The organism is Paraburkholderia sp. 22098, assembly GCF_052045935.1.
Classification (GTDB): domain Bacteria; phylum Pseudomonadota; class Gammaproteobacteria; order Burkholderiales; family Burkholderiaceae; genus Paraburkholderia; species Paraburkholderia caledonica.
Genome location: NZ_JBQEPV010000019.1, coordinates 61,550 through 74,108 on the forward strand (window position 1 = coordinate 61,550; position 12,559 = coordinate 74,108).

The 12,559-nt window shown below is 62.9% G+C and carries 10 protein-coding genes; 3 read left to right on the plus strand and 7 right to left on the minus strand.

The genetic code is table 11. From position 1 onward, the window contains the following. Window positions 1–149 precede the first annotated feature (149 nt). The 3 genes from dnaK to grpE form a co-directional block, all read right to left on the minus strand. Window positions 150–2,108 (minus strand): molecular chaperone DnaK, encoded by a 1,959-nt coding sequence (gene dnaK, locus ACTJLB_RS29100; RefSeq protein ID WP_088173103.1) that lies wholly within the window; start codon window positions 2,106–2,108, stop codon window positions 150–152. 152 nt (window positions 2,109–2,260) lie between these two features. After that, window positions 2,261–2,701, minus strand: coding sequence for a thioredoxin family protein (locus ACTJLB_RS29105; RefSeq protein WP_440785311.1), 441 nt, complete (start codon window positions 2,699–2,701; stop codon window positions 2,261–2,263). Window positions 2,702–2,790: 89 nt separating this feature from the next. After that, the gene (gene grpE / locus ACTJLB_RS29110; protein WP_027804896.1) at window positions 2,791–3,375 is read right to left on the minus strand and encodes a nucleotide exchange factor GrpE; all 585 of its coding nucleotides are present in this window, start codon (window positions 3,373–3,375) and stop codon (window positions 2,791–2,793) included. A gap of 379 nt (window positions 3,376–3,754) precedes the next feature. On the opposite strand from grpE, the gene ACTJLB_RS29115 reads away from it, so the two are divergent. After that, window positions 3,755–3,916 (plus strand): hypothetical protein, encoded by a 162-nt coding sequence (locus tag ACTJLB_RS29115; protein ID WP_006047884.1) that lies wholly within the window; start codon window positions 3,755–3,757, stop codon window positions 3,914–3,916. On the opposite strand, the gene ACTJLB_RS29120 is transcribed toward ACTJLB_RS29115, so the two are convergent. The 3 genes from ACTJLB_RS29120 to hrcA all read right to left on the minus strand — a co-directional run bounded on the left by ACTJLB_RS29120 (window position 3,888) and on the right by hrcA (window position 6,567). Then, window positions 3,888–4,301, minus strand: coding sequence for an RNA-binding S4 domain-containing protein (locus tag ACTJLB_RS29120; protein WP_440785313.1), 414 nt, complete (start codon window positions 4,299–4,301; stop codon window positions 3,888–3,890). The two genes, ACTJLB_RS29115 and ACTJLB_RS29120, sit on opposite strands and share 29 nt — an antisense overlap. Before the next feature lie 8 nt (window positions 4,302–4,309). Then, window positions 4,310–5,380, minus strand: a complete 1,071-nt coding sequence (hemH, locus tag ACTJLB_RS29125) for a ferrochelatase (RefSeq protein WP_310354195.1) — start codon at window positions 5,378–5,380, stop codon at window positions 4,310–4,312. Between the two features lie 167 nt (window positions 5,381–5,547). After that, a complete protein-coding gene (gene hrcA / locus ACTJLB_RS29130) occupies window positions 5,548–6,567 on the minus strand; it encodes a heat-inducible transcriptional repressor HrcA (RefSeq protein WP_020069705.1) in 1,020 nt (339 codons plus the stop codon). 330 nt (window positions 6,568–6,897) lie between these two features. Between hrcA and ACTJLB_RS29135 the strand changes: the two genes are divergently transcribed. Together ACTJLB_RS29135 and recN are read left to right on the plus strand one after the other, a co-directional pair. After that, window positions 6,898–7,800, plus strand: a complete 903-nt coding sequence (locus ACTJLB_RS29135; protein ID WP_027804895.1) for an NAD kinase — start codon at window positions 6,898–6,900, stop codon at window positions 7,798–7,800. Window positions 7,801–7,866: 66 nt separating this feature from the next. Further along, complete coding sequence (gene recN, locus ACTJLB_RS29140) at window positions 7,867–9,537, plus strand: DNA repair protein RecN (RefSeq protein ID WP_408193630.1); 1,671 nt, start codon at window positions 7,867–7,869, stop codon at window positions 9,535–9,537. A gap of 126 nt (window positions 9,538–9,663) precedes the next feature. On the opposite strand, the gene glnE is transcribed toward recN, so the two are convergent. Further along, window positions 9,664–12,516: a bifunctional [glutamate--ammonia ligase]-adenylyl-L-tyrosine phosphorylase/[glutamate--ammonia-ligase] adenylyltransferase gene (gene glnE, locus ACTJLB_RS29145; RefSeq protein ID WP_440785314.1), complete on the minus strand. Its 2,853-nt coding sequence runs from the start codon at window positions 12,514–12,516 to the stop codon at window positions 9,664–9,666. Window positions 12,517–12,559: the final 43 nt, after the last annotated feature.

Sequence of the window (12,559 nt, forward strand, 5' to 3'; positions counted from 1 at the left end):
AAAACAAATGTGCCCGGAGAGCCTAAAAGGCTCGCCAGGCGTGATAACCGCTCTTGCACGTTCCCGCGTTCAGATGCCCGCAGTACTTCGTGCAGCCGGGCCGCACACATGACCCGTGTGCGGCTTTACGGTCGGAATGCGACCTGGCTTTAGTCTTTCTTGACTTCCTTGAAGTCGGCGTCGACCACGTCGTCCTGCTGCTGGCTCGCGCCACCAGCCGACGGGCCCGCGCTCGCGCCCGCCGCGCCTGCTGCCGCAGCTTCGGCACCTTGCGCAGCCTGCATGTCGGCGTACATCTTTTCGCCCATCTTCTGCGAGGCAGTCGCCACCGCTTCGATCTTGGCTTCGAGTGCAGCCTTGTCGGTCGAACCGCTCTTCAGTGCGTCTTCCAGGTCCTTCAGCGCGGTTTCGATCTTTTCCTTCTCGCCGGATTCCAGCTTGTCGCCGTACTCGGTGAGCGCCTTCTTCGTGCTGTGGACGAGCGCGTCGCCCTGGTTGCGGGCGTCCGCCAGCTCACGCAGCTTGTGATCTTCTTCCGCGTTCGCTTCGGCGTCCTTCACCATCTTCTCGATTTCGGCTTCGGACAGACCCGAGTTCGCCTTGATCGTGATGCGGTTTTCCTTGCCGGTCGCCTTGTCTTTCGCGCCGACGTGCAGAATGCCGTTCGCGTCGATGTCGAAGCTCACTTCGATCTGCGGCGTGCCGCGCGGTGCCGGCGGAATGCCTTCAAGGTTGAACTCGCCCAGCAGCTTGTTGCCCGCCGCCATTTCGCGTTCGCCCTGATACACCTTGATCGTCACGGCGCTCTGATTGTCGTCAGCCGTCGAGTAGACCTGCGAATGCTTGGTCGGGATCGTGGTGTTCTTGTTGATCATCTTCGTCATCACGCCGCCGAGCGTTTCAATGCCGAGCGACAACGGGGTCACGTCGAGCAGCAGAACGTCCTTGCGGTCACCGGACAACACCTGACCCTGGATCGCGGCGCCAACGGCCACGGCTTCGTCCGGGTTCACGTCGCGGCGCGGGTCCTTGCCGAAGAATTCCTTAACCTTTTCCTGCACCTTCGGCATGCGGGTCATACCGCCGACCAGAATCACGTCGTCGATTTCGCCGACCTTCACGCCTGCGTCCTTGATAGCGACGCGGCACGGTTCGATCGTGCGTTCGATCAGTTCTTCAACCAGCGCTTCGAGCTTGGCGCGCGTGATCTTCAGGTTCAAGTGCTTCGGACCCGACGCGTCGGCCGTGATGTACGGCAGGTTGATTTCGGTTTGCTGGCTCGACGACAGTTCGATCTTTGCCTTTTCAGCCGATTCCTTCAGGCGCTGCAACGCGAGCACGTCTTTCGAGAGATCGACGCCCTGCTCTTTCTTGAACTCGCCGATGATGTAGTCGATGATGCGCTGGTCGAAGTCTTCACCGCCGAGGAACGTATCACCGTTCGTGGACAGCACTTCGAACTGCTTTTCACCGTCGACATCGGCGATTTCGATGATCGACACGTCGAACGTACCGCCGCCCAGGTCATACACGGCGATCTTGCGGTCACCCTTCTCGTTCTTGTCGAGACCGAACGCGAGCGCGGCTGCGGTCGGTTCGTTGATGATGCGCTTGACTTCCAGACCGGCGATGCGGCCTGCATCTTTGGTTGCCTGACGCTGGCTGTCGTTGAAGTACGCGGGAACCGTGATCACAGCTTCGGTGACCGGCTCGCCGAGGTAGTCTTCAGCGGTCTTCTTCATCTTGCGCAGCACTTCCGCGGAGATCTGCGGCGGAGCGAGCTTCTGATCGCGTACTTCGACCCATGCGTCGCCGTTGTCGGCCTTCATGATCTTGTACGGCATCAGGCCGATATCTTTCTGAACTTCCTTCTCTTCGAAGCGGCGGCCGATCAGGCGCTTAACCGCGTACAGCGTGTTCTTCGGGTTCGTGACCGACTGACGCTTGGCAGGCGCGCCGACGAGAATCTCGCCGTCTTCCATGTAGGCGATGATCGACGGCGTGGTGCGTGCACCTTCCGAGTTCTCGATCACCTTGACCGAATTGCCTTCCATGATCGCCACGCACGAGTTGGTCGTGCCGAGGTCGATACCGATGATTTTGCCCATTTTTACTAATCTCCTGACTTTGATCGCTGCGGGAATCGCCCTGTTTGCCGTCCGGCGGCAAGGCAATCCGCCCTAAATTCATACCTGCACTCAACATAAGTGCGTCCGCATCGTTTTCAAGACCTCTTTTGCGATGCGGTCTTTAATTTTTTTCAATCGGCCGAACTTTTGCCCGAATCCGCTCCGTCGGTTTGCGTACCGCCTGCGGCATTGGCCGGGCGGATCTTCTCGCGCGCCGCGGCAACCGCCGCCTCGAACTGCGCGAGGCCGTGCCAGCCTGTCGCCCTACCCAGCCGTTTGCCGCGGTGGAAAAAGAACCACGTCGGCACACCATGAAGCATGAAACGCCGGCCAAGCTCGCGGTGCTCGTAGACATTGCTGTGAAACCACCGCAGGCCGAGCGCGCGGATCGCGTCCGGTTGCGCAAGCATGGCCTTCTTGGCGATCTCGCAGTTGAAGCAGTCGAGTCCCCAGAAGAACACCACCGCGAGTTGGTCACCCGCTTCGGCGAGACTAGCGTCGAATGACTCGGCGCTTAGCTCCTGCATGTCAAACGCCGAAAACGCGGTTGCGTCGACGGGAATTTTGGCCATGACGATGCCTACTTGGTGCCTACTCGTTGTCTACGGCTGTGTCTAGCGAACGCCAGCGAAACCCGAACGGAATACGGAGCAAACCGGCCTTACTTCGGTGCGGCGACAGTGACGAGCGCCGGGCGCAGTACGCGATCCGCGATCACAAAGCCCTTTTGCAACACGGCGACAACCGTGTTCGGCTCCTGGTCGGCCGGCACCATGGAGATAGCCTGATGGCGGTGCGGGTCGAACTTCTCGCCCACCGGATTCAGCGCGACGACGCGGCCCTTCTCCAGCGCGCCTGTGAGCTGACGCAGCGTGAGTTCGACACCTTCGCGCACTTTCTGCAGGTCGTCGGTCGAGTGAGCGACGGCTGCTTCCAGACTATCGATCACCGGCAGCAGATGCTCCGCGAAGCTCTCGATTGCAAACTTATGTGCCTTCGCAACGTCTTCTTGCGCGCGGCGGCGCACGTTTTCCGTCTCGGCTTTTGCGCGCAGGAAGCTTTCCTGCAATTCGGCGATCTTCGCCTGCGCTTCGGCCAGTGCAGCTTCCGCACCCGTTGCCGGCGTGTCCGTGGCGACGCTCGCAGCGGCTTCCTGCTCGGGCGTGACCGCCTCGGCGGCCTGGCGCGCGGTTTCGTCCGCGGGCGTGGGATTCTGGCTCGTCGGGTTCTCTTGCGTGTTTTCCATGTCGCTGAAAGTCGTTAAAAAATTAAAAGCCAACGGCAGCAACGGCGCATGACACCAACGCGATTTGTGCGTTGCAAAATCGCGACAGTTATCCAGGCGCGCTACCACGTATCGAAGCGGCAGTTGGGGCCGCAAATGCGCCATTTCAAGCGCCTTCGCCGAAATTTTCAAACCGGCAGCAGCCGGCCGAAACGCGCGGTTACAACCATGAGTGCGCGGCGATCAGATTCAGATTGAGCGCGGCGTGCAAGTGACCTATGCTCCAGTTACGCGGCGGAAAAACAGCGTTAACCCTAATCTGACATAAACCTTTCCGCCTTTTTGCAATTTCCACCTGGCTAGCTCGTTTCTTTTCCGCACCATCCCAAAAGGGGGTACCGTGAAACTGACCTTTGCAATCTCGGTGGTCGCACTGGTACTCGTTGCGGGCACCACGACCATCTGTATGTCTGGGGCGGTCAACGATCACACAACCGAATACGGCGGCGTGAACGCGACCATGGAACAACTGTTCAATCCCCACCTGAAAATCTGTCGATAGTCCGGCGGTCGCGCTTGGTCGGGCGGCCGTGTAGTGCCTCGGCCGGCTCGCGATAGGTCTTGCGGCGCTCGTGCTCGGCCTGCCGCTTCTGCCGGCTTTCGTCCGTCTCCGCGTAAAGCGTCTGCGCTACGCTCGCTGGGCCACGCACGTCGCATACGCCCAGCACCTGCACCTGCACCTGCCATACGAACCGCTCAATTTCGATCTCGACGAGATCGCCGACCCGCACGTCCTTGGCCGGCTTCACGTTGGCTCCGCCTATGCGCACACGTCCCTTCTCGACCGCGTCCGCGGCAAGCGAGCGCGTCTTGAAGAAGCGTGCCGCCCAAAGCCACTTGTCGATGCGCAGCTTCGCGCCCGGTTCCGTCGAAATTCGGTAGTTCATAAGCGTGCTCAAGCCGGAGTGTGATGCGGTACGGGGACCGCCTGCACCGGCCAGCCTTGCAGATTCTGCGCGACGATTTCGCCAAGCGCGGCAATCCACGCCTGCGACGCGTTCACGCAAGGAATGCGATGGAACTCCTTGCCGCCGGCATGCAGGAACTCGTCACGCACTTCCATGCCGATCTCTTCGATCGTCTCGAGGCAATCAGCGGTGAAGCCGGGACAAAATACGTCAGCACGCCGCACGCCTGCTGCCCCGAGCTCCTTCAGCGTGGGTGCCGTATACGGCTGCAACCACTCCGCCTTGCCGAAACGCGACTGGAACGTGATCCGGCACTCCACCGGCGTGAGGCCGAGCGCCTGCATCAGCAGCGCGCCTGTCGTCTGGCACTGCTCGTGGTACGGATCGCCAAGATCCAGTGTTCGCTTGGGCACGCCATGAAAACTGAGAACGAGCTTGTCGCCGGCCGCGAAATCCGGACGACCATGGAGATGCCAGTAGTGGTGCACCTGCGCAGCAAGCGCTGAAATGTACGCGGGATGATCGGCGTACTGGCGAACCGTGCGGATCTCGGGCTGGTTACGCATGCGCTTCAGGGCGGAGAACGCGTCGTCGAACGCGGTCGCCGTGGTCGACGACGAGTATTGCGGATACATCGGCACCAGCAGCACCCGTTCAGCACCGGCGAGCTTCAGCTGATTGAGCATGGCGGGAATGCCTGGCGTGCCGTAGCGCATGGCGTACTCGACGAGCACCGTGTAGTCATTCAATTGCAGCAGGTGGCGCAAACCTTCCACCTGCTTTTCCGTGTAGACGCGCAGCGGCGAGCCTTCGGGCATCCACACGGCCGCATATTTCTTCGCGGATGCGCGACCCCGGAACGGCAGGATCAGAAGCCGCAAAATGATTTGCCACAGCAGCGCCGGAATTTCTACCACGCGAGGATCGGAAAGGAACTGCGCGAGATAGCGGCGAACCGCTCGAGGCGTTGGCGCGTCGGGCGTGCCGAGATTGATCAGCAGCACGGCAACGCGGTGCGACGTGGCGTTCTGCGAGGGCCGCTCGAGGTCGAAGCGCATAGGCAGCAGGAATAACCGCTCAAGGCGGGAAGTGGAATCAGGTGAGATTCATTATAGCGGCGCGCCTCGTGGCCGCGCGCCCTGGAGACCCCTGGCCGTTCGGCCAATTGGCAGGCGGCGCCGGCTCGCGCATCATGTACTGGACGAAACGCCGCAGCGGCGACGCGCTACTGCTGACTGAGCGTCAGCGAGAGCAGTCTCGCGGTGATGTCCACGATCGGGATCACGCGGTTGTAGGCCATTCGCGTGGGTCCGATCACGCCAAGTGTGCCGACGATCTTGCCATTCACCTCGTACGGCGCGGTAACGACGCTCATTTCCTCGATAGGCACGAGGTTCGACTCGCCGCCTATGAAGATCTGCACGCCAGCCGCATGACTCGACACATCCAGCAACTGAAGGAGACTGGTCTTTTGATCGAACACATCGAAGAGCTTGCGCAAGCGCGCCATGTCCGAGGAAAGATCCGCGACCTCGAGCAGATTGCGCTCGCCCGAAATGAGCACGGTCTCGCCAGTGTCCGATTCGTCGGTGCTCGCGGTGACGGCCGCGTGCATGAGCGTGGTCATGTCGCCGCGCAACTGGTCGATCTCTTCGCGCAGGCGGCGGCGCACTTCGTCGAACGAAAGACCGGCGAAGTGGGCGTTGATGTAGTTGGACGCTTCGACCAGTTCGGACGGCGTGAAGTCGCGTTGGGTCGCCATCATGCGGTTCTGCACGTCGCCTTCGGGCGTAACGATGATCAGCAGAATGCGCTTGTCGGACAGGCGCATGAATTCGATCTGCTTGAACACGTGGCTGCGTCGCGGCGTGAGCACGACCCCGGCAAACTGCGACAGATTCGAGAGCACGCTCGCCGCCGCGGCGACGATTTTCTGCGGCTCACCGGCCTGCAGCGTAGTCTTGACGGTACGCGTGACTGCTTCTTCGTCTGCGGCCGACTCGACAGTCAACATTGTGTCGACAAAAAGCCGGTAGCCGCGCGGCGTGGGAATGCGTCCAGCCGAAGTATGCGGGCTGATCACAAGGCCCAGATCCTCGAGGTCCGACATGACGTTGCGGATGGTCGCCGGACTCAGCTCCAGGCCGGAATAGCGCGACAACGTGCGCGAGCCGACCGGCTGACCTTCGGCAATGTAGCGCTCGATCAGAGTTTTTAGGAGGGTTTGTGCGCGAGGATCTAGCATGACGGAAAATTTTAGCTCAATGGTGCGACTACCGCGAGCGCTAACGGCGCCCAACACCGGCGGATCAACCGCCGCTCGCCAGGACTGCGTCTTGCGCTGGTTTCAGCGCCGGTCTCAACGCCCGGTGCCGCGTTCGGTCCGGTGCGCCGCCAGCCCTGTTGCCGACGGCCCCGCCCGCAGCGCGCCGTTGCAGTTTGCAGGGCGCGCATGTCATCAAGGCTTCACCATTCTAACGATAATCCCTAACTGCGCTGGCGGCCTGCGCGTGCCGGCGGGCCACCGGGTCCGCGCGCGGTTCTTTTCGGGCCTTACCTATGGTGTAATGCCGGCATGCAAGTAACCAGCCAGTTCAAGACCGTGGCGCTCGTCGGGCGCAACAACACCCCGGGCATTCGCGAGCCCCTGACGGCGCTCGCCTCCTGCATCGCGAAGCGCGGCTTCGAAGTCTTTTTCGAAGCCGACACCGCCGCGGAAATCGGCGTCACCGAGTATCCGGCGCTGCGTCCGGCCGAGATCGGCGCGCGTGCAGATGTGGCGATCGTGCTGGGCGGCGACGGCACGATGCTGGGCATCGGGCGGCAACTGGCGCCTTACCGCACTCCGCTCATCGGCATCAATCACGGCCGGCTGGGTTTCATTACCGACATCCCGATCTCGGACATGAGCGAGATCGTGCCGCAAATGCTGGCGGGCAACTTCGAACGCGAGGAGCGCGTGCTGCTTGAGGCGCGCATCATGCGCCAGGGCAATCCGATCTATCACGCGCTTGCCTTCAACGACGTGGTGGTCAATCGCAGCGGCTTCTCCGGCATGGCGGAACTGCACGTTTCGGTGGACGGGCGCTTCATGTACAACCAGCGCTCGGACGGCCTGATCGTAGCAACGCCCACCGGCTCGACGGCTTATGCGCTGTCGTCGCAAGGGCCGATTCTTCATCCGCAGCTGCAGGGCATCGTACTCGTGCCGATCGCGCCGCACGCGCTGTCAAACCGGCCCATCGTGTTGCCGGACGATTCGAAGGTCAGTATCCAGATCGTTTCGGGGCGCGAGGTCAACGTCAATTTCGACATGCAGTCGTTCACATCGCTCGAACTGGGCGACGCGATCGAAGTGCGCCGCTCGCGTCATACGGTGCCCATGCTGCATCCGGTCGGCTACAGCTATTTCGCGACGCTGCGCAAGAAGCTGCACTGGAACGAATACCCGTCGCACGAAGAAGACGGCAAGCTCTGACCGGCGGAATGCCCGGATACAAGCGCCGCCAGAGAAACCCGAATATCAGGCTCACAGACCACCTTCATGCTTCGCCACCTCTCGATACGCGACTTCGTCATCGTCGCCGCGCTCGATCTTGAATTCGACAGCGGCTTTACCGTTTTTTCCGGCGAGACCGGCGCCGGCAAGTCGATCCTCATCGACGCGCTGGCACTCGCGCTCGGCGCGCGCGCCGACGCGAGCGTCGTTCGCACCGGCGAGAGCCGCGCCGACATCACCGCGGAATTCGACACGCACGCGCAGGTGGATCAGTGGCTCGACGAGCAGGCGTTCAGCGCGTCGGCAGCCGACGGCCAGAACGGCGGCACGGTGATGCTGCGCCGCGTAGTGGATGCAAATGGGCGCTCGCGCGCTTTCATCAACGGCACGGCCGCGACACTGGCGCAACTGCGCGAGGTCGGCGAAATGCTGGTGGATATTCATGGCCAGCACGCGCACCAGTTGCTGATGCGTCCCGACGCCCAGCGCGAACTGTTCGATACCCACGCGGGCCTGAGCGAACTTTCCGCGGGCGTCACGCGCGCGTGGCGCACATGGCGCGAGAAGGTTCAGGCGGTCGAGCATGCGCATACGCGCGACCGCGAGTTGCAACTGGAACGCGAGCGGCTTGCCTGGCAGCTTGCGGAGCTGGACAAGCTGTCGCCCCAGCCGGGCGAATGGGAAGAAGTTAACACGGAGCATCGGCGGCTGTCGCATTCGGCGAATTTGATCGACGGCGTGCAAGGCGCGCTGACTGCGTTATCCGAATCGGACGAAGCCATGATCACGCATCTTGCGTCGATCGTGTCGAAGGTGCGCGACCTCGCGGAAATCGATCCGGCCTTGAACGACGTGCTGGCCGCGCTCGAACCCGCCGAGATTCAACTTCAGGAAGCTGCGTACTCGCTGAGCCACTACGCACAAAAGCTCGAACTCGATCCCGACCGGCTTGCCCAGGTCGAAAAGCGCCTCGACGCATTGCATTCGGCGGCGCGCAAGTTCCGCTTGCAGCCCGAAACGCTGCCCGACGAACACGAAACACGCCGTGCGCAGCTTGCCGCGCTTGACGCTGCCGCCGACCTCGATAGCCTGCATGCAGCAGAAGCGAAGGCGCGTGAGGTATTCGTCGCGGAAGCTAAAAAGCTGTCCAAGGCACGCGCAAAGGCCGGCAAGGCCCTCGGCGCGGCGGTCACCACGGGCATGCAGGAACTGTCGATGAAAGGCGGCAGCTTCGAAGTAGCGCTCGTGCCGCTGCCGGAAGGCGGCGCGCATGGGCTGGAGCAGGTCGAATTCCGCGTTGCCGGGCATGCAGGTGTGCCGCTGCGGCCGCTTGCTAAAGTCGCATCGGGCGGCGAACTCGCGCGGATCAGCCTTGCGCTGGCCGTGATTGCCAGCGCCGCAAGCCCGACGCCCACGCTGATCTTCGACGAAGTGGATACGGGCATTGGCGGCGGCGTCGCCGAAGTGGTCGGACGGCTATTGCATCAACTCGGAGAAGCGCGCCAGGTGCTCTGCGTGACGCATTTGCCGCAGGTCGCCGCACGGGGCGATCATCATTTCCAGGTCGCGAAGACCGGCAATGGCAAGGGCGGTACGGTAAGCAGCGTCGTTTCCCTCGACAAGGCGAGCCGCGTGGAAGAAGTCGCGCGAATGCTGGGCGGGCTCGAAATCACGCCGACCACTCGCAAGCACGCGAAGGAAATGCTGGCGGCTTAGTCGTCCCAAGGCTGCGGCGAACGCCCGGACTTCAGCGCGGGCAGAGGTCTTTACCGTAGAAGCGGCACCAGACAAAGCGCCGGCAACACGCGCTTGTGCCGCGGCCCGCCATAACGCACGTCTCCTTCAACGCTCGCCAAACACCCGCTCCCAAAGTCCGAGCACGGCATCGCGTTCCGTCGCGACGAGAGCCGGCTCCACGCGCGCCTTCTCCATCCCGTCCAGTCGCAGCTTGTGCTGCAGCTTCCGGTACGTGCGATAAGCCGCGCCGACCGTCTCGGCTTCGGCCTCGCTCATCAGCCCGAGGCGCGACACTTCGCGCAGCAAAGCAATGTTCCCGGTATTGCGGATCAATTCGGGATCGCGCGCCGCGTGCAGCAAGACCCAGTACTGCACAGTGAATTCGATATCCACCATGCCGCCCCGATCATGCTTGAGGTCGAACAGCGTCGTATGGTTAGGGTGCCCGGCTATCACCCGCTCGCGCATCTCGACAATCTCGGCGGCAAGCTGCGCGGCGTCGCGCGGCGTGGTCAGCACCTGTTCACGGATCGCCTCGAACTGCGCGCCGATCTGCGCGTCGCCCGCACAGTAACGCGCGCGGGTCAGTGCCTGGTGCTCCCAGACCCATGCGGTGTTGGCTGCGTCGCCCTCGCGCAACTGATAGCGGCGGAACGCGTCCAGATCGGTGACGAGCAAACCCGACTCGCCGTTCGGCCGCAAGCGCAGGTCGATATCGAACAATGTGCCTGCGCCGGTCGCCGTGGTCAGCCACGTAATGAGCCGGCGGGTGTACGTGGAATAAATATCGGCTGCGGCGTCGTCGGGATCGTCGTAGAGGAAGATGACGTCGAGGTCGGACGCATAGCCCAACTCTTTGCCACCCAGCTTGCCGTATGCGATCACCGCGAAACGCGGCACCTCGCGGTGGCGCTTCGGCAACTGATTCCACACGGCTTCGAGCGTTACATCGAGCACAGCATCGGCGAGTTCGGACAGGCGGTCGCTCACATGTTCGACGCTCAGCTTGCCTGCAAGGTCGATCAGCAGAATCCGGAACACTTCGGCCTGGTGCGCATGGCGCAGCAAGTCCATTTGCTGCTCGACGCCGTCCGCGGCTGCAAGCCGCAAGCGCAACGTGCGCTTGAACTCGGACCAGTCGAATGGACTATTGATCGCTTCGTCGTCGAGCAGTTCGTCGAGCAATTGCGGATGGCGGATCAGATAGCCGGCCGCCCAGCGCGAGGCGCCCAGCACCGACAACACCCGATGCAGCGCTTGCGGATATTCCGTCAGCAGCGCCAGGTACGCACCGCGCCGGCTCACCGCTTCGAGCAGATCGAAAAGACGCGCGAGCGTATCGCCGCGCCGCTCGGGCGGCTCCAGCGTGCGTGCGGCTTCGAGTGCGCGCTGCGCGACAATGTCGAAACGCTGCCGGCTGCGCTCCGCGAGCCCCGCATAGCGCGACGATTGCCACACGCCGCGCAGCCGCGCCAGCAGATCGCCCGGCTCCGCCACACCCAGTTCGACGATACGCGCGCGCAACGCATCTTCGGCGCTGTCGTCCGAGAGTGCGCTGCTCCAGACCCAAGCCGCCGCGCCGTCTTCGGGGGCGCCGCAGCCATCGCGGCCGCTTACCTTGTCGGCAAATATCTGATCGAACTGCTGTTCGACAAACTCGCGATGCGCGTCGAGCCGAGCCATCAACGTCGAATAGTCGTCGCAGCCCATGGCACGGGCGAGCGCCGCACGGTCCTCGGGATCGACGGGCATCGCGTGAGTTTGCGCGTCGTTGCGATATTGCAGCCGGTGTTCCAGTTCGCGCAGGAACCGATACGCCTGCGAAAGCTTCACGCAGACCGACGTGTCGATCAACCCATGCGTCGCGGCGTGCCGCAACACGGCGAGCGTCGGACGCACACGAAAACCGGCGTCCTGGCCGCCGCGGATCAACTGGAACACCTGCGCGCTAAATTCGATTTCGCGGATGCCACCGCGCCCTAGCTTGATGTCGTCGGCCTTGTCAGGACGCATCGACGCGCGGCGCTGCGCCTCCTGGCGAATCTGCAGATGCAACGCGCGAATCGCACTGATCACGCCGAAGTCGAGATAACGGCGATAGACGAACGGCGTGACAATCGCATCAAGCTGTTTCGAGAGACGCCGCGCCGCCTCGCTCGTGGCTTCGGAAACGAGCCGGCCCTTGATCCACGCATAGCGTTCCCACTCGCGGCCCTGCACATAGAAATACTCTTCGAGCATGCCGAGACTGCATACGAGCGGCCCCGAATCGCCGTTCGGGCGCAAACGCATGTCGACGCGAAATACATAGCTGTCGGCGGTGACTTCAGCGAGAGCGCCGATCAACCGCTTGCCGAGCCTTGTGAAAAAGTCTTGGGTGGCGATCGCCGCGCGCTGCCCGCCGGCGGTCTCGCCGTCCTCTTCATAAATGAAGATGAGATCGATGTCCGACGACACGTTCAGTTCCCGACCGCCGAGCTTGCCCATGCCGACCACGCCCAGAGTAAGCCGCTCGCCTTGCGGGCCGCGCGGCTCGCCAAAGAGCGCCTCGAGTTCGGCGGAAAGCACGGCAAGCGCGCGCTGGATCGTCGTCTCGGCCAGATCGGTCATCGCTCCGGTGACTTCGGCGACGTCCGCCTCGCCAGCCAGGTCGCGCTCCATCACGGCGCAAAACACCTCGGTGCGCAACCGGCGCAGCGCCCGTTTCAGTGCCTCTTCGGTCAAGGGAACGGAAGCGCCGCCGGCGGCCTCCGCGCAAAGCATGTCAAAGCGGGCGTCGATGCGCTCGCGGGTCAGCGGCGCGGACGCAAGCTCCGCCACCTGCACGGCGAGTTTGGGATGCGCCGCGGCGGCGCGCGCCGCATAGTGCGAATAGTCGGAACTCAGAAGAGTAGCGTGAGTCATCAAAGGTCTGGCTCGCTCGTTGCTTGATTGTCGGGGACTGTGCGCCAGAGGCATGACCGCTTCGTCGCACCACGACTTCCCGCACGCGGATGAAGCT